Source organism: Candidiatus Paracoxiella cheracis (assembly GCF_049348705.1).
Taxonomy (GTDB): Bacteria; Pseudomonadota; Gammaproteobacteria; order Coxiellales; family Coxiellaceae; genus Paracoxiella; species Paracoxiella cheracis.
Map to the genome: position 1 here is coordinate 1,444,425 of NZ_CP186485.1, position 17,430 is coordinate 1,461,854.

Sequence of the window (17,430 nt, forward strand, 5' to 3'; positions counted from 1 at the left end):
GAAGGTCATGCATCCTAAGCACCATGACAGTTTATTTTTTTTGAGTGTATTTACTAATATCTTTGCATTGGCAGCCACTTGAGCACTCGTGTATTATTATTTCAGAAGTCACCCTTGAATTTGTGAGGAACAATGGAGCTTTCCCCTTTAACCGCAATATCGCCGCTCGACGGTCGCTATCAACAAAAATTATCTGAACTAAGACCCATCGTGAGCGAATACGGACTCATGTTTTACCGTGTGAATGTAGAAATCCGCTGGTTGATGGCATTAGCTAAGCACAGCAAAATACAAGAAATCGAAAAGCTGAACAAGACAGTTAGTGCAAAGTTAGAACACATTATTGCTAACTTCGACCTAGAACAAGCCGAAGCAATTAAAACTATAGAACAAACCACTAATCACGACGTAAAAGCAGTTGAATATTATTTACAACAACAATTCAAAATGGACCCAGCACTCGAACCACTCATTCCATTTATTCATTTCGGCTGCACCTCAGAAGATATCAACAACCTCGCTCACAGCCTGATGCTCGACAAGGCGAAAGAATCTCAGCTACTACCCAACATGAAAGCGCTGATTAATAAGCTCGCCGAACTCGCTAAAACGCACGCAGACCTTCCCATGTTATCAAGAACGCATGGCCAGCCAGCCTCCCCAACAACGCTGGGTAAAGAGTTAGCGAATTTCATGATGCGACTCAAACAACAATATCAAACGTTAAATACACTTAAATTAACGGGTAAATTTAACGGTGCGGTAGGAAATTTTAATGCGCATTATGCAGCCTATCCCGACATCGACTGGCCGGCTATTAGCCGTCAATTTATTATCGACCTTGGCTTAGAGCCGAATGCCTACACCACCCAAATCGAACCACACGATCGATTAGCCGAATGGTTACAAACACTTAGTCGTTTTAATACTATTCTCATCGATTTTAACCGAGACATTTGGGGATACATCAGCCTCGGTTATTTCAAACAAAAAGCGATCGAAGGCGAAATTGGCTCATCGACCATGCCGCATAAAATAAATCCGATTGATTTTGAAAACTCCGAAGGTAACCTCGGTATCGCCAATGCGCTCGCCCATGACTTTGCCAGCAAACTCACCATTTCACGTTGGCAACGCGATCTAAGCGATTCCACCGTTTTACGCAATTTAGGCTCTATTTTAGGTTATTCTTTACTTGCCTACCAAGCAACGATGAAAGGTTTAAACAAGCTGAGCGCCGAAAAAGAAACCATTACAAAAGATCTTGAGTCGCACTGGGAAGTGCTCGCGGAAGCTTTGCAAACGACAATGCGACGTTATGGACTGATGGAATCTTACGAACAACTCAAAGATCTTACACGTGGTAAAACTATTGATGAAAATGCAATAAAGAAATTTATCGACGAGCTTACTATCCCCGATAATGCTAAAAAACACTTACTCTCACTCACTCCGCACAACTATATTGGTTGCGCTGATTCCCTAGCTAAGGAAATCAAAGCATTGTAGACGGGCTTTAAAAGGATATTAAAAATGGGAATAACTCAATGGTTATTAAAAAAAGTCGGCAACTATCTCACTAAAGAAGTTGATGCTGAAGAACGCGCCTACTTATCTGACTTCGATCGCATCTGTCATGAAGTTATTCCTGGTGACGTTTTATTAGTTGAAGGCGCCAATCGCATCAGCAGAATTATTAAGCGTGTTACACACAGTCCGTGGACGCATGCTGCACTTTATATTGGCCGTTTACACAGCATAGAAGACCCAGAGCTTCGACAACTGCTTCGCAAACATTATCACGGCCCTGCTGGCAAACAACTTTTAGTTGAAAGCATTATTGGTCAAGGCACTATCGTGAGACCCATTACCGAATATTCCGGATACCATTTACGCATTTGTCGCCCAACAGGATTATCACACTCAGATGCACAACGCGTCATCGGATTCGCCATCAAACGTTTAGGACGCAAGTACAACACACGACACTTTTTTGATTTAGGACGTTTCGTCTTGGCAAGCCGTTTATTGCCGCGTCGTTGGATGTCGTCTTTATTTGAAGAAAAAAACCCCAGTCAAACCACACAAGACATTTGCTCAGCCATGATCGCCGAGGCTTTTACATCTATTAAATTTCCTGTTTTACCGTTAATTCGTGAAACGGATGAAAATAAACTAGAAATGATTCATCGCAATCCAAGATTATTCACACCAAGTGATTTTGATTATTCACCCTACTTCGCCATCATCAAATATCCGATCTACCCGCTCCCGGGCCATGCTCCATACCATGATTTACCCTGGCATGAGGGCTTGTTTAGCGATGATGAAGGCATTCTTCACGAACATAAAAAACCAACCAGCGATAAGAAAAAGCCAGAAAGAAAGCCTGGTGAGTGAGTGTGAGCAGCTATCGGTTTTCCCATCTTCAGGCTATAATTATCTCTATATCTCTATTGGTATACCATCCTAAACCGACTCACGGACAGACCCTACTGACCATTGATTGGCCGCGCAGAACAGAGGCGATGCATGTTACAGTTTGAATTTAAGAAAGATAAAGACGGCAAAGAATACGTCGAGACATCCATAAGTGGTAAGGCATTATTGACGATTCCTCAGTTGAATAAAGGGACCGCTTTCACGCGTGAAGAACGCTTAGCATTCGATTTGATTGGCAAATTACCCAACAAAATCGAAACGCTAGATGAGCAAATCCAACGCGCTTATCTACAATATAAATCTTTTGAGGAACAAATTAATCGCAACGTCTATTTAAATCACTTATTAAATACCAACCAAGTTTTATTTTACGCACTGATTGAAAAACATTTGCGAGAAATGTTACCCACTATCTACACCCCCATTGTGGGCAATGCCGTTAAAGTCTTTAACCGTAAATTTATGCACCCGCGCGGACTTTATATTTCCTATGAAGATCGCGACCATATCGAAAAAATATTAGATAACCGATCAAACCCTAACATTAACCTTATTGTTGTCAGTGACGGTGAAGGTGTGTTGGGCATCGGCGACCAAGGTGTGGGCGCGATGGCGATTCCTGTTGCAAAGCTCATGGTTTACACCGCCATGGCTGGCATTAATCCACTCAACACGCTACCCATCATGTTGGATGCCGGCACTAACAATAAAAATTTATTAAACGATCCGCTGTATTTAGGGTGGCGACACCCGCGCTTAACCGGCGAAGAATACGCTGAGTTCATCGAAAAATTTACCACAGCCGTTCAAAAGAAATGTCCCAATGCTTTTTTGCACTGGGAAGATTTCGGTCGTACCAACGCCTATCAAAACTTAATTAAATACCGCTATAAAATGTGTAGCTTCAACGATGACATTCAAGGAACAGGAGTTGTAGCTAACGCTGCTGTGTTGGCAGCGCTCAACAACACCGGCACACCATTAGCAGAGCAACGCATCGTTATTTTTGGCGCGGGTACAGCCGGCATGGGTGTGACCGACAATTTATGCAAGGCTTTATGTCGCAGTGGTTTATCCGAAGAAGAAGCACGAAAACGATTTTGGCTGGTCGATAAAGAAGGTTTGTTAACAGAGCGTGTGAGTGACATCACACCATCACAGCAACCGTTTGTTCGACAATCCTCTGAAATTGATGCTTGGCAAGTAAACGATAAAACGCACGTTTCTTTACTTGATGTTATTGAAAATGTAAAACCGACTATTTTATTTGGATGCTCTGCCAGACGCGGCGCGTTCAACGAAACGATCGTAAAAACCATGGCAAAATACGTCGAAAAACCGATTATTTTTCCACTTTCAAACCCCACTGAAAAAAGCGAAGCCAAACCAAAAGATTTATTAACCTGGACCGATGGCAAAGCATTAATCGCGACCGGCAGTCCATTTGATGATGTAGAATATCACAATCAATCTTTCCCAATCAGTCAATGCAATAATTACCTCGCCTTTCCTGGCATTGGATTGGGCGTTATCTCGGTGAAACCCAAATTCGTAACCGATGACATGTTGTGGGCAGCAAGTGCAGCGTTGAGTCAGTATGCAGACCCTAAAACACGCAGCTTACTTCCCAAAATAGAGCAAGGACGCGAAGCTTCGCGACAAGTTGCCATTGCCGTAGCAAAAGCAGCTATCGACGAAGGCGTTGCAACCGTCAAGTCGAAAAAATCCGTCACCGACCTCGTCGATGAAAATATCTGGGAGCCACATTATTTACCCTATCGACTTGTTTAGCTAATTAAATAGTATTTCAATTGCAGCAGAATGCTGCCTGCTTGAGGTTCCTCGCATTGCTCGGAATGACGTCGTTTTTTTTCATCCCTGGTAACGGTTTGGATCCCGGATAATTTTGCATATCCTGATGCAAAATTTCCGGGATGACGAGGTTAGGTTAAGTCATCCACTCTCAAACAGCATTTCAATTGCGGCAAAGAGAAAGAGTCCGTGTTTTAGGGCGTTAGTGCCAGGATGGCACTAAGCAGCCATGGATGGCGATTCCCGAAAAACACGGACTCTTTCTCGTACTGGCAAGCAATTGAAATTCAAGATTACGCAACCACAACATAGTGCTACACGTTTGAGACTCCTAGCTTCGCTCGGAGTGACGTGATTTTTTTCCCATCACATGTCATCCCGAATGAAATGAGGGATCTCATGACTACACGTCGCTGTCACTCCCAATCCCCCATTTTTGTCTATACTAACCTCAGTTCTGGATAACTGCGTATAAATTATTCTTTATATTGTTGGTTTTTATTCCTGGTTTGTTTGGTCGCCAAGAATAGGCAATTAGCGCTGCAAGGGTATTGACTAAAAAATTAACAAGCGTGTCGCGATGCTCGTGATAGATTATTGCCATCCCTGTCAATAATCGACTCGCAATACGCGACAACTTAAATAGCCGCGGACGTCCTCGTCGCCCGCGCTCCGCGACCTCACGGCTCGACTACGCACGGGCTCTCAAATGACTTGACGGCTCGTAAAGATTTTTTGCAGTCGCTTACGCTCGGCAAAAAATCCGAGCCTACCGCGGAATACGCGCCTTCGCTTCGCTCTCCATGGCGCGCATCGTCGGACTACGATGACGCGAATGCTCAACATGATACAAGTTTTTCAACTGATCGATAATCGTTTCTACGATGCCACGTTGTTTTAGGAAAAACTTTTCAAATGCAGAAAGCATTTTGTTCTTCATATTTTTACGGACTTTTGTCACAAATTTTAAATCGTGTTTTGCCAAATCGTCCGCAAGATCTTTTCCAAGATACCCTTTATCGCCAGCGCCCAACCCCTTTAAATTAGCCATTAATTTTCTAACAACAGCGCGATCATCCACGTTCCCTTTCGTTAAACAAAAACGGATTAATTCCCCTTGATGATTAATCACAATATGTAGTTTAAAGCCGTAAACCCAGCCCATTGTGCTTTTACTGCGTTTAGCAATGCCTTTGAAAACCTTGTTTCGATAAATTCGTTTATTGTGGCATACGCGTAGTGTAGTTGAGTCAATATAATACAATCCCGTGTGTTTGCCCTTTCTCGAAAGCAAATAGGCGGCGAGCATCATTAGCGCTGCTGATTGGCAGGCGACAAAACGTGTGTAACTCAGCGCCGTAGGAAAATACTTCTTCATGTCTTGTAAAACACATCCACAATAAAAATCCTTAAATGTGCGATAGTGACTCATTTGAAACAACACAATGATGGTGCCAATTTCAGACAAGCTCATTTGCATCGCTCGATCTCGTTTTCTGTCTGGGTTCGGTAGCAAATACTTTGATTGACCTTTCAAATAATCCTTGCAAAAATCATCCATATCACAAAAAATCTCCGTGACCGGTGCCAACATGATTAACTCCTGTTACATTATTTAGCTGTAATTTTGGAGCTAAATTTTAGCGGTTCCGGTCTTTTTTTCAATTATTTCATTCACTTATTCCTTTTCTTACCGATGCGAGCCATGGAGAGGCGAAGCCGATGGCGAGTATTCCGCGGCAGCCGCCGATTTTTGACAGAGCGGAGTGCCGAAGGAACGGAGTTCCGTAGGCAGCGTAGCGAGTGGCAAAAATCTGTAGGCGGCGTCGAGTCATCTGGAGACAGTGCGCAGTCGGCCGCGAGGTCGCGGAGCGCTGTCGACGGGGACGTCCGCGGCTATTTAGGTTGTCGCGTATTGCGAGTCGATTATTGACAGGGATGCCAATAATCTATCACGAGCATCGCGACACACTTCTACAGAACTCAGGTTATACTATTAAGAGACTTAAAACAGAATCTGTTCAAAAGGAGCATGACTGGATGGCAATGAATGTCACGCAAAAGCTGATCAAGGACCACCTCATCGAGGGCGAGATGATTCCCGGTACGGAAATAGCCCTCAAAATAGACCAAACTTTATGTCAGGACGCCACGGGAACACTGGTCATGTTAGAACTGGAATCCATGGGTCTTGAACGCACCAAAGCCGAGCTCTCGGCACAGTATGTCGATCACAACTTAATTCAAGAAGACTTTAAAAATCCCGACGATCATTTATTCCTGGAAAGCGCTGCGAAACGTTTTGGCTTTTATTTTAGCCGCCCCGGCAACGGTGTCAGCCATCCCGTTCACATGCAAAACTTTGGCAGACCCGGCAAAACATTAACGGGCTCCGACAGCCACACCTGTGCTGGTGGATCGCTCGGCATGATCGCGATCGGTGCAGGCGGACTCGAAGTCGCCATGGCCATTGCGGGTCATCCGCTATACATCAAAATGCCTAAAGTCTTGGGCGTTAAACTCACTGGCAAATTACCGGACTGGGTTAGCGCCAAAGATATTATTTTAGAAATGTTGCGTCGCTATAACGTTAAAGGTGGTGTGGGTTATATCATCGAATATTATGGCCCCGGACTAAAACATTTAACAGCCATGGATCGCCACGTCATTGCAAACATGGGGCAAGAGTTGGGAGCAACTACGACCGTTTTTCCTTCGGATGAAATTACACGTGAATTTTTAAAAAGCGAAGGTCGGGGAAAAGATTGGATAAAATTAGAGGCTGACAAAGGCGCAACTTACGACACCGATGATGAAATTAATTTATCAAAATTAATACCCTTAATCGCAATGCCATCGAGCCCCGGAAAAGTTGTGCCGGTGAGAGATGTCGCGGGCCAAGAAATTTATCAGGCTTATGTTGGATCATCTGCAAACCCCGGTTATCGCGATTATGCTGTCGCAGCCGAAATGGTTAAAGGCAAAACCATAAAAAATGGCGTGTCTTTCGATATTAATCCATCGTCGCGAACAATACTGGAAGAATTAGTGCGCGATGGTTATATGGCGAATTTAATTCACGCCGGCGCGCGTATTCATCAGGCCGGGTGTAACGGTTGTATCGGTATGGGTCAAGCCCCTGCTTCCGGTCGCAACAGTTTGCGCACGGTACCGCGCAATTTTCCGGGACGCTCAGGAACACCTGATGATAAAGTTTTTCTTTGCAGTCCTGAAACTGCAACCGCGTCTGCACTGTATGGTGTGATTACCGATCCGCGCGACATGGAGATGCCCTACCCTAAAATAAAATTACCGAAAAAACGCATTATCAATACTGAATCGCTTGAAACACCGCTACCACCGGAAACCGCCAAACAAGTGCCGCTGATAAAAGGCCCCAATATTGTAAGTTTACCGGAGTTAGAACCGTTGCCCAATTCGTTTGAGTTTCCAGTTTCATTGAAAGTAGGAGAAAATATTTCAACCGATGAAATTTCACCGGCCGGCAACAAAGTGTTGCCGTATCGCAGCAACATTCCCAAAATTGCCGAATTTACTTATCGCCTTGTCGATCCAGAATTTGTGCCACGCGCTATTGAGTTACGCGATAAAATTGGTGGTCACATTATTGTGGGCGATGAGAATTACGGCCAAGGTTCTAGTCGCGAACATGCAGCATTAGCCCCACGATTTTTAGGACTTCGCGTCGTCATTGCAAAAAGTTTTGCGCGCATCCATTGGCAAAATTTAGTGAATTTTGGTGTGCTGCCATTAACCTTCGTCAATCCGAAAGATTACGATGACATTGTTCAAGGTGATGTCCTTGTCATCGATGACGTGTATCGACAGTTAGACAATGAGAGCGGCAATATTGATGCCACTATTAAAAATAAAAATAAAGCGATTAAATTACATCAAGATTTATCGCATCGCCAAAAAGAAATAATCAAGCTAGGAAGTTTGATTAATTGGACGAAACAACATGGATTTTAATAGTTCAACCTTAGGACCGAGAGAAACATCAGAAAGCGCCTTACTCTTAGGTAAGGTGCTTTTCTGAAGGGTCTGTAAATAAGATTGTGTAAATGCGATAGTCAGGGAAAGGTCGTTAAAATTATACGGAGTCTTTGACTATGGCAATGAAAACCAATAAATTAGGTCCACAGGTTGTGGAATATTTTCTCAAACATACCAAGACCGCATCTGATATTTTCGGTGATACTGGTTTGTTAAAGGAGTTAAAAAAGGCACTGACGGAGCGTATTCTGGAAGGGGAGCTGACGGACGCGCTGGGTTATGCAAAACACGAAGTGTCTGGCAACAATAGTGGTAATTCCCGCAATGGGCACAGCCAAAAAACGATCAAAACAACAGATGGCGAGATGACCATTGAGGTTCCTCGTGATCGTAACAATGAGTTTGTACCGCAATTGATTCCAAAACATCAAACCCGCTTTGATGATTTGGATGACAAAATTATGAGTCTTTATGCACGGGGTATGACTACCCGTGATATTCAAGATCAGTTGAAAGATTTGTATGGCACAACTATTTGTTCGAGTCTCATTTCTACAGTAACCAACGAAGTGATTGAAGAAGTGAAGGCTTGGCAAAGTCGTCCGTTGGACAAGGTGTATCCGATTGTGTATTTGGACGCTTTAGTGATTAAAGTGCAGCAAGATAAAAAGGTTATCAATAAGGCATTGTATTTGGCTTTAGGAATTAATATCGATGGGCAAAAAGAATTGCTAGGTATTTGGATTAGCCAAAATGAGGGCGCTAAATTCTGGTTGAATGTATTAACGGAGTTAAAAAATCGAGGCCTAGAAGATATCCTGATTTGTTGCGTTGACGGGCTAACGGGCTTTCCTGATGCGATTGGCGCTGTGTATCCTAACACTCAAGTACAGCTTTGCATTGTACACATGGTGCGGAATTCATTGCGCTATGTGGGTTGGAAAAAGAAAAAAGAAGTGGCCGCTGACTTAAAAGCTATTTATTCGGCCAGTACGGTTGAAGAAGCAGAATTGGCGCTGACGAGTTTCTCTGAGAAATGGGATGCTGAATTTCCCTCGATTGCCAAAAGTTGGTTGACTCATTGGGAGCGCATTGTGCCATTTTTTGCTTATCCGGCAGAAATTCGGAGGGTGATTTATACCACTAACGCTATTGAATCACTGAACATGAGTATCCGAAAAGTTATTAAAAATAAACGAGTTTTTCCGTCGGACGATGCCGCTTTAAAACAACTCTATTTAGGGTTAAAAAATATAGCCAAAAAATGGACCATGCCGATTCGAGACTGGGGTGCCGCCATGAATCGTTTTGCCCTTATGTTTGAAGATCGCCTGGCGGATTTTGTATAAAACTTAAAATTCATAAGAGAGGAAATTAATTTGAACGCAATGTAGTTTTTGATAAAATTAAAAAATCAGTTAACACAATGGCTGATTCATAATTCTGACTGACGCGATTTACACAAACTAATAAACAGTCCCTTTCTGAACCCACAAGGCTAGCGACTTTGCGCCGCCACCACATATATACCGTAATCGCACCCAAACACAATGCCACAGCCAACCCTAACCTTGGACTTTGGATAAATAAAATCCCTTGCCAGTTAGGACAATAATCAAAAAATGTGAGTTTCTAAATCTTAACCTGTTTTTTGCAGCAATTCGTAGAATTGCTCAGGTGTAAAATTTATTTTATCCAACCATGATTTTACTATCCCAATCAAATCCTCTATTTTTTCAGGGTCTGAGTTTTGCGTCTTTTCTTCAGTCCTCTGAATCGTTTTAATTTTTGAGTTGCTATTTTTGAAAATAGCAGGATGTCGCGTGCGTTTCCCCTGCGTATCACCTTTGGTTCTGCCTTGCGGATTACCGCGTGGTTTGCAGAGATTAGCAGGCGTGCCAACGGTATCAAGCACCGTAGAAAAACCCCGTTGCGTTTGTGAAGGGGTCGCAGTTATTGATGGTTTTTCGTTATCCACTTGGAAGCTCGGCAAATACCGCTCCCATTTTTTCGGTAAAATCGGGGCAAGATTCCTCGCTAGATAAAGTTGCGTATACGCTAATGCTGTCATCCGCCACCAATCTTCTTCGTGCTTAACATCCGGTGTTTGGTATCGGTCAAATAACAGTTTGTCTTTACCAAAACGAAAGTAGTGTTCAATGTCATAGCGTCTATCGTAATAGTGATAGGCTTCTAATGCTGTGATTTCATTACGTCGTTCACCAGCGAGTCCTAACCAGAGTGGATTTTTATATAAAGATTTACCGTTAGCATCAACCGCAACCAATTGCACAACAGTAACAGGATGCTCATATCCTTTAAATTGCTTTGAACCACGCAGTAATTGGTCACGCCATATTTTAATCTCCAATTGGTAAGTTTTGCCACTGCGGGTTGTAATGGGTTGCTGCACAATCTCATCGGATTCACGGTGAGTCGTGCTGTCGTTTAGTTTCATCGCATCACCATAGCGTTTTATACTTCCTGAGGTATTATCTTCTATTGATGCGGGCGCGAAAACATTACGGGTACTGTTAAAACGGAAAAGATGTACCCAATTGGGATTTTCGCTAACCAGTTTACGGCAAGCTTCTGTACCATATTTTGAATCAGCCACGCTAACCACCAATTTATGAGTAAGCGCTAAGTCTGCAATACAACGGTTAATTTGCTGCATCCCAACTACATTGCCTTTTTCATCGCTTTTAACGCGCCTCGTATCCAGTGGAACTAACCAATGCTTTTCTTGAGCTGCACCATCATTGGGCAATAGTGATACCGTTGAATATTCATGTCCAATGGTAATCGGTTTGTTACCCGGTGCTGGATTAGGGCTGTAAACCACATGGCGATCTTCAACACAGTGTGCACTTTGACGCGACTGTGGTGTCGTATCCGCAATAATGATCACACGGTCATCGCTATGACTCACATGTTCATATTGTATTTTCATCATGCTATCCCAACAATTTGCTACCGACAAACCATCGCTAATCGCATCGGTAATACTACTGTATTCACGTTCAAAGTATGGCGATTCACATAATTCTATGGGTGTTTTGCAGCGATGGCCATGGCTTGAAAGGGCATCGAGTAAATTCATATTGGCATCGCGTCGCGCGGGGAAGATGTTGTAGAGGAATGTACGGAATTGTTTTAGTTTTTCTGTCGCTAACATCGTTTGTTCCTTATTTTATTTTTTCGAACAAACGTTGTTTACAACGTAAAATTTTTTTTCGGTTTCTATGTCAAGCAATTTTTAATTATTTTTATAAATTTATCCAAAGTCCAATTTGATGCGTCTGCCCCAAAGCCCACCCATTTAGTCGGAAAAACTATTCGTTTGGCGCTTCCCATGGCGGGATCTCGTCTCATCCAAATGCTCAGTGGTTTTATCGGCATGTTGATGTTGGCGCGGCTCGGGCACACGGTGTTGGCCGCAAGTGCACTCATGACGCCGACGATGATCACGATTATAGTCATCATGATTGCTTTGCTTTTTTCAGTGAGTGTCGTGGTGGGTCAAGCGTGGGGTGCGGGCAAGCAATATGAAATTGGATCGATTATCCAACAAGGTTGTGTGCTCGCACTAATAATTAGCATCCCAGCCATGATTCTTTTTTGGTATGTCGATCGTTTTTTACTGTGGACAGGCCAGCCACCAGAATTAATCGTCTATGTGCGCCAATATTTCCATGCCTTGGAGTGGGGAGTGGTGCCCATTATGTTGGGTGCAACGATACAACAAGCATGTTATGGTATGTTAAAACAGCGTCTTGTGATAATTTTAAACTCATTTTGCTTGTTGATTTTTGTTGGGGTTTCTTACATTTTAATTTTTGGTAAGCTTGGATTTAAAGATTACGGTGTTGCGGGTTTGAGTTATGCGTTTTCAATTCAGGCTTGGCTTAATTTAATATTGCTGTTAGTTATTTTTTATGTATTGCCTGAGTTAAAGCCGATGCAATTATTTGCAAAACGCGATGGTAGTGCCTCATTTTTGTTGATGTGATATATTTTGCTATTTCAGAAAATCATTAGGATAAGGATTGCATGAATGGCAAGAATCAATGTTGCTTGCCCCTGCTGCTGTTTACATGAGGTTGTAAAATTTGGCGTCAGCAGTACATTGGACTTTGGATAAATTTATAAAAATAATTAAAAATTGCTTGACATAGAAACCGAAAAAAAAATTTACGTTGTAAACAACGTTTGTTCGAAAAAATAAAATAAGGAACAAACGATGTTAGCGACAGAAAAACTAAAACAATTCCGTACATTCCTCTACAACATCTTCCCCGCGCGACGCGATGCCAATATGAATTTACTCGATGCCCTTTCAAGCCATGGCCATCGCTGCAAAACACCTATAGAATTATGTGAATCGCCATACTTTGAACGTGAATACAGTAGTATTACCGATGCGATTAGCGATGGTTTGTCGGTAGCAAATTGTTGGGATAGCATGATGAAAATACAATATGAACATGTGAGTCATAGCGATGACCGTGTGATCATTATTGCGGATACGACACCACAGTCGCGTCAAAGTGCACACTGTGTTGAAGATCGCCATGTGGTTTACAGCCCTAATCCAGCACCGGGTAACAAACCGATTACCATTGGACATGAATATTCAACGGTATCACTATTGCCCAATGATGGTGCAGCTCAAGAAAAGCATTGGTTAGTTCCACTGGATACGAGGCGCGTTAAAAGCGATGAAAAAGGCAATGTAGTTGGGATGCAGCAAATTAACCGTTGTATTGCAGACTTAGCGCTTACTCATAAATTGGTGGTTAGCGTGGCTGATTCAAAATATGGTACAGAAGCTTGCCGTAAACTGGTTAGCGAAAATCCCAATTGGGTACATCTTTTCCGTTTTAACAGTACCCGTAATGTTTTCGCGCCCGCATCAATAGAAGATAATACCTCAGGAAGTATAAAACGCTATGGTGATGCGATGAAACTAAACGACAGCACGACTCACCGTGAATCCGATGAGATTGTGCAGCAAACCATTACAACCCGCAGTGGCAAAACTTACCAATTGGAGATTAAAATATGGCGTGACCAATTACTGCGTGGTTCAAAGCAATTTAAAGGATATGAGCATCCTGTTACTGTTGTGCAATTGGTTGCGGTTGATGCTAACGGTAAATCTTTATATAAAAATCCACTCTGGTTAGGACTCGCTGGTGAACGACGTAATGAAATCACAGCATTAGAAGCGTATCACTATTACGATAGACGCTATGACATTGAACACTACTTTCGTTTTGGTAAAGACAAACTGTTATTTGACCGATACCAAACACCGGATGTTAAGCACGAAGAAGATTGGTGGCGGATGACAGCATTAGCGTATACGCAACTTTATCTAGCGAGGAATCTTGCCCCGATTTTACCGAAAAAATGGGAGCGGTATTTGCCGAGCTTCCAAGTGGATAACGAAAAACCATCAATAACTGCGACCCCTTCACAAACGCAACGAGGTTTTTCTACGGTGCTTGATACCGTTGGCACGCCTGCTAATCTCTGCAAACCACGCGGTAATCCGCAAGGCAGAACCAAAGGTGATACGCAGGGGAAACGCACGCGACATCCTGCTATTTTCAAAAATAGCAACTCAAAAATTAAAACGATTCAGAGGACTGAAGAAAAGACGCAAAACTCAGACCCTGAAAAAATAGAGGATTTGATTGGGATAGTAAAATCATGGTTGGATAAAATAAATTTTACACCTGAGAAATTCTACGAATTGCTGCAAAAAACAGCTTAAGATTTAGAAACTCACATTTTTTGATTATTGTCCTAACTGGCAAGGGATTTTATTTATCCAAAGTCCAAATCAAAAGACATCGTACATATTCCAACTAACTAATATAACCTGAGTTCTGTATAAGAAAAGGAATAAGTGAATGAAATAATTGAAAAAAAGACCGGAACCGCTAAAATTTAGCTCCAAAATTACAGCTAAATAATGTAACAGGAGTTAATCATGTTGGCACCGGTCACGGAGATTTTTTGTGATATGGATGATTTTTGCAAGGATTATTTGAAAGGTCAATCAAAGTATTTGCTACCGAACCCAGACAGAAAACGAGATCGAGCGATGCAAATGAGCTTGTCTGAAATTGGCACCATCATTGTGTTGTTTCAAATGAGTCACTATCGCACATTTAAGGATTTTTATTGTGGATGTGTTTTACAAGACATGAAGAAGTATTTTCCTACGGCGCTGAGTTACACACGTTTTGTCGCCTGCCAATCAGCAGCGCTAATGATGCTCGCCGCCTACCGATGCGAGCCATGGAGAGGCGAAGCCGATGGCGAGTATTCCGCGGCAGCCGCCGATTTTTGACAGAGCGGAGTGCCGAAGGAACGGAGTTCCGTAGGCAGCGTAGCGAGTGGCAAAAATCTGTAGGCGGCGTCGAGTCATCTGGAGACAGTGCGCAGTCGGCCGCGAGGTCGCGGAGCGCTGTCGACGGGGACGTCCGCGGCTATTTAGGTTGTCGCGTATTGCGAGTCGATTATTGACAGGGATGCCAATAATCTATCACGAGCATCGCGACACACTTCTTTGCTTTCGAGAAAGGGCAAACACACGGGATTGTATTATATTGACTCAACTACACTACGCGTATGCCACAATAAACGAATTTATCGAAACAAGGTTTTCAAAGGCATTGCTAAACGCAGTAAAAGCACAATGGGCTGGGTTTACGGCTTTAAACTACATATTGTGATTAATCATCAAGGGGAATTAATCCGTTTTTGTTTAACGAAAGGGAACGTGGATGATCGCGCTGTTGTTAGAAAATTAATGGCTAATTTAAAGGGGTTGGGCGCTGGCGATAAAGGGTATCTTGGAAAAGATCTTGCGGACGATTTGGCAAAACACGATTTAAAATTTGTGACAAAAGTCCGTAAAAATATGAAGAACAAAATGCTTTCTGCATTTGAAAAGTTTTTCCTAAAACAACCGATGCGCGCCATGGAGAGCGAAGCGAAGGCGCGTATTCCGCGGTAGGCTCGGATTTTTTGCCGAGCGTAAGCGACTGCAAAAAATCTTTACGAGCCGTCAAGTCATTTGAGAGCCCGTGCGTAGTCGAGCCGTGAGGTCGCGGAGCGCGGGCGACGAGGACGTCCGCGGCTATTTAAGTTGTCGCGTATTGCGAGTCGATTATTGACAGGGATGGCAATAATCTATCACGAGCATCGCGACACGCTTGGTGGCATCGTAGAAACGATTATCGATCAGTTGAAAAACTTGTATCATGTTGAGCATTCGCGTCATCGTAGTCCGATTAATTTTTTAGTCAATACCCTTGCAGCGCTAATTGCCTATTCTTGGCGACCAAACAAACCAGGAATAAAAACCAACAATATAAAGAATAATTTATACGCAGTTATCCAGAACTGAGGTTAATATATCAAACTAATATAAAATCAAAGGGGTGAATCATAGCATGAAATTTCCACCAAAGCTCTCCCCAGTGGATAAGTTAAAGGCATCTCGAGGAATCTATTTTCAGCTAATTAAATAGTTTTCAATCTAATGCTCGCGGGTTTCGGCAAAAGTAACATGAGGCCACTTTTCCATGGTGATATCCAAATTTACACGAGATGGCGCCAAATACGTTAAATTGCCGGCACCATCGAGCGCTAAATTTCTTTCTTGTTCTATTTTAAACTTTTCCAACATTTTTTTATCATCGCAATGAACCCAGCGTGCCGTGACAGTATTCACAGATTCATAAACGCATTGCACGTTATATTCATTTTTCAGTCGATACGCGACAACATCAAACTGCAACACACCGACTGCGCCTAGGATTAATTCATTGCTACTCAACGGTCGAAAAATTTGCGTTGCACCTTCTTCGGAAAGCTGAACCAAGCCTTTTAATAATGCCTTTTGTTTCAGTGGATCTTTTAAACGCACCAACCGAAACAACTCCGGTGCAAAATTAGGAATACCCGTAAATTTAAATGTTTCACCGGCACTGAAAGTATCACCAATTTGGATAGTACCATGATTGTGTAAGCCGATAATATCACCCGGCCAAGCTTCTTCTGCATTTTCACGTTCGCCCGCCATGAACGTGAGCGCATTATTAATTTGAATATCTTTTCCAATACGCACTTGGTAGGTTTTCATTCCTTTTTTGTAATGACCCGAAGAAACACGCAAAAACGCAATTCGATCGCGATGACCCGGATCCATGTTAGCCTGCATTTTAAAAACGAAACCGCTAAATTTTATTTCTTCTGGTTTTACCGTACGAGCATCTGTTTCACGTGGCTGCGGCGACGGGGCATTTTTCACAAAACCGTCTAATAATTCACGCACACCAAAATTATTAATCGCGGAACCAAAAAAAACAGGGGTTAATCGACCCGCTAAATATTCTTCGCGATTAAACGAATGGCTAGCACCTTTCAACAGCTCAACCTCGTCACGAAACTCAGTGGCCATGTCGCCCAAAATCTCATCGAGCTTTGGATTATTCAAGCCAGAAATTCTCTCGATGTCACTCACCCGCCCTTCTTTTCCACCTGAATAAAGATAAACGGCATCTTCTTCTAAGTGATAAATTCCTTTAAAACTTTTACCCATGCCAATCGGCCAAGTGACCGGAGCACAACGAATATTGAGTATATCTTCAATATTATCGAGGAGGTCAATGGGGTTGCGGCTGTCGCGATCCATTTTATTAACGAATGTGATGATAGGTGTTGTGCGTAGGCGACAGACTTCCATGAGTTTTATGGTGCGTGGTTCAACGCCTTTTGCTGCATCAATCACCATCAGTGCCGAATCGACAGCCGTTAATGTACGATACGTATCTTCGGTAAAATCCGCGTGGCCAGGTGTATCCAATAAATTAATGATGTAATCATGATAAGGAAATTGCATGACTGAGGTAGTCACCGAAATACCGCGTTGCTTTTCAAGCTCCATCCAGTCAGATGTTGCGTGCCGCGCAGCCTTTCTACCCTTAACCGTGCCAGCCAATTGAATAGCACCACCGAATAACAAGAGTTTTTCAGTGAGGGTTGTTTTACCCGCATCCGGATGTGAAATAATCGCAAACGTTCTGCGTTTATCAATTTGTTGTGTTAATTCATTCAAACACTTATACCTCAAAATCC

The 17,430-nt window shown here is 42.8% G+C and carries 12 protein-coding genes and 2 pseudogenes; 10 read left to right on the top strand and 4 right to left on the bottom strand.

Annotation, left to right across the window (positions count from 1 at the left end; genetic code table 11):
- Window positions 1-132 precede the first annotated feature (132 nt).
- From purB to ACJMKR_RS07560, 3 genes are all read left to right on the top strand, one after another.
- A complete protein-coding gene (purB, locus tag ACJMKR_RS07550; protein ID WP_423062540.1) occupies window positions 133-1,509 on the top strand; it encodes an adenylosuccinate lyase in 1,377 nt (458 codons plus the stop codon).
- 24 nt (window positions 1,510-1,533) lie between these two features.
- Entirely contained in the window at window positions 1,534-2,400 is an 867-nt protein-coding gene (locus tag ACJMKR_RS07555) for a YiiX/YebB-like N1pC/P60 family cysteine hydrolase (RefSeq protein ID WP_423062541.1), read from the top strand.
- Window positions 2,401-2,532: 132 nt separating this feature from the next.
- Window positions 2,533-4,233 carry an NAD-dependent malic enzyme gene (locus ACJMKR_RS07560; protein ID WP_423062542.1) on the top strand — a complete coding sequence of 567 codons (1,701 nt, stop codon included), beginning with the start codon at window positions 2,533-2,535 and terminating at the stop codon, window positions 4,231-4,233.
- Between the two features lie 472 nt (window positions 4,234-4,705).
- Here ACJMKR_RS07560 and ACJMKR_RS07565 read toward each other — a convergent pair whose 3' ends face one another.
- Both ACJMKR_RS07565 and ACJMKR_RS07570 read right to left on the bottom strand, forming a co-directional pair.
- Window positions 4,706-4,858, bottom strand: a complete 153-nt coding sequence (locus ACJMKR_RS07565) for a hypothetical protein (RefSeq protein ID WP_423062543.1) — start codon at window positions 4,856-4,858, stop codon at window positions 4,706-4,708.
- A 165-nt stretch (window positions 4,859-5,023) separates the two neighbouring features.
- Window positions 5,024-5,848 (bottom strand): IS982 family transposase, encoded by an 825-nt coding sequence (locus tag ACJMKR_RS07570; protein WP_423062544.1) that lies wholly within the window; start codon window positions 5,846-5,848, stop codon window positions 5,024-5,026.
- Between the two features lie 446 nt (window positions 5,849-6,294).
- On the opposite strand from ACJMKR_RS07570, the gene ACJMKR_RS07575 reads away from it, so the two are divergent.
- Together ACJMKR_RS07575 and ACJMKR_RS07580 are read left to right on the top strand one after the other, a co-directional pair.
- Entirely contained in the window at window positions 6,295-8,247 is a 1,953-nt protein-coding gene (locus ACJMKR_RS07575; RefSeq protein ID WP_425475589.1) for an aconitate hydratase, read from the top strand.
- Between the two features lie 140 nt (window positions 8,248-8,387).
- The gene (locus ACJMKR_RS07580; RefSeq protein ID WP_423062545.1) at window positions 8,388-9,620 is read left to right on the top strand and encodes an IS256 family transposase; all 1,233 of its coding nucleotides are present in this window, start codon (window positions 8,388-8,390) and stop codon (window positions 9,618-9,620) included.
- 290 nt (window positions 9,621-9,910) lie between these two features.
- Here the strand turns inward: ACJMKR_RS07580 and ACJMKR_RS07585 are convergent, their stop codons facing one another.
- Window positions 9,911-11,449, bottom strand: a complete 1,539-nt coding sequence (locus ACJMKR_RS07585) for a transposase (protein WP_423062293.1) — start codon at window positions 11,447-11,449, stop codon at window positions 9,911-9,913.
- A 3-nt stretch (window positions 11,450-11,452) separates the two neighbouring features.
- On the opposite strand from ACJMKR_RS07585, the gene ACJMKR_RS07590 reads away from it, so the two are divergent.
- From ACJMKR_RS07590 to ACJMKR_RS07610, 5 genes and pseudogenes are all read left to right on the top strand, one after another.
- Complete coding sequence (locus tag ACJMKR_RS07590; RefSeq protein WP_423062546.1) at window positions 11,453-12,283, top strand: MATE family efflux transporter; 831 nt, start codon at window positions 11,453-11,455, stop codon at window positions 12,281-12,283.
- Between the two features lie 231 nt (window positions 12,284-12,514).
- A complete protein-coding gene (locus ACJMKR_RS07595; RefSeq protein WP_423062547.1) occupies window positions 12,515-14,053 on the top strand; it encodes a transposase in 1,539 nt (512 codons plus the stop codon).
- 219 nt (window positions 14,054-14,272) lie between these two features.
- On the top strand, window positions 14,273-14,635 hold the full coding sequence (locus ACJMKR_RS07600; RefSeq protein ID WP_423062548.1) for a hypothetical protein: 363 nt from the start codon (window positions 14,273-14,275) through the stop codon (window positions 14,633-14,635).
- Window positions 14,636-14,854: 219 nt separating this feature from the next.
- Window positions 14,855-15,256, top strand: a pseudogene (locus ACJMKR_RS07605) (IS982 family transposase); the annotation flags it as partial.
- Window positions 15,257-15,511: 255 nt separating this feature from the next.
- Window positions 15,512-15,697 (top strand): annotated as a pseudogene (locus tag ACJMKR_RS07610) (IS982 family transposase); the annotation flags it as partial.
- A 132-nt stretch (window positions 15,698-15,829) separates the two neighbouring features.
- On the opposite strand, the gene ACJMKR_RS07615 reads toward ACJMKR_RS07610, so the two are convergent.
- Window positions 15,830-17,410: a peptide chain release factor 3 gene (locus tag ACJMKR_RS07615; RefSeq protein ID WP_423062549.1), complete on the bottom strand. Its 1,581-nt coding sequence runs from the start codon at window positions 17,408-17,410 to the stop codon at window positions 15,830-15,832.
- Between the last annotated feature and the right edge of the window lie 20 nt (window positions 17,411-17,430).

Bases quoted from the DNA above. Each gene is read 5' to 3' on its own strand.
- purB (WP_423062540.1), top strand. From the start codon at position 133: ATGGAGCTTTCCCCTTTAACCGCAATATCGCCGCTCGACGGTCGCTAT.
- ACJMKR_RS07555 (WP_423062541.1), top strand. From the start codon at position 1,534: ATGGGAATAACTCAATGGTTATTAAAAAAAGTCGGCAACTATCTCACT.
- ACJMKR_RS07560 (WP_423062542.1), top strand. From the start codon at position 2,533: ATGTTACAGTTTGAATTTAAGAAAGATAAAGACGGCAAAGAATACGTC.
- ACJMKR_RS07565 (WP_423062543.1), bottom strand. From the start codon at position 4,858: ATGGCAATAATCTATCACGAGCATCGCGACACGCTTGTTAATTTTTTA.
- ACJMKR_RS07570 (WP_423062544.1), bottom strand. From the start codon at position 5,848: ATGTTGGCACCGGTCACGGAGATTTTTTGTGATATGGATGATTTTTGC.
- ACJMKR_RS07575 (WP_425475589.1), top strand. From the start codon at position 6,295: ATGGCAATGAATGTCACGCAAAAGCTGATCAAGGACCACCTCATCGAG.
- ACJMKR_RS07580 (WP_423062545.1), top strand. From the start codon at position 8,388: ATGGCAATGAAAACCAATAAATTAGGTCCACAGGTTGTGGAATATTTT.
- ACJMKR_RS07585 (WP_423062293.1), bottom strand. From the start codon at position 11,449: ATGTTAGCGACAGAAAAACTAAAACAATTCCGTACATTCCTCTACAAC.
- ACJMKR_RS07595 (WP_423062547.1), top strand. From the start codon at position 12,515: ATGTTAGCGACAGAAAAACTAAAACAATTCCGTACATTCCTCTACAAC.
- ACJMKR_RS07600 (WP_423062548.1), top strand. From the start codon at position 14,273: ATGTTGGCACCGGTCACGGAGATTTTTTGTGATATGGATGATTTTTGC.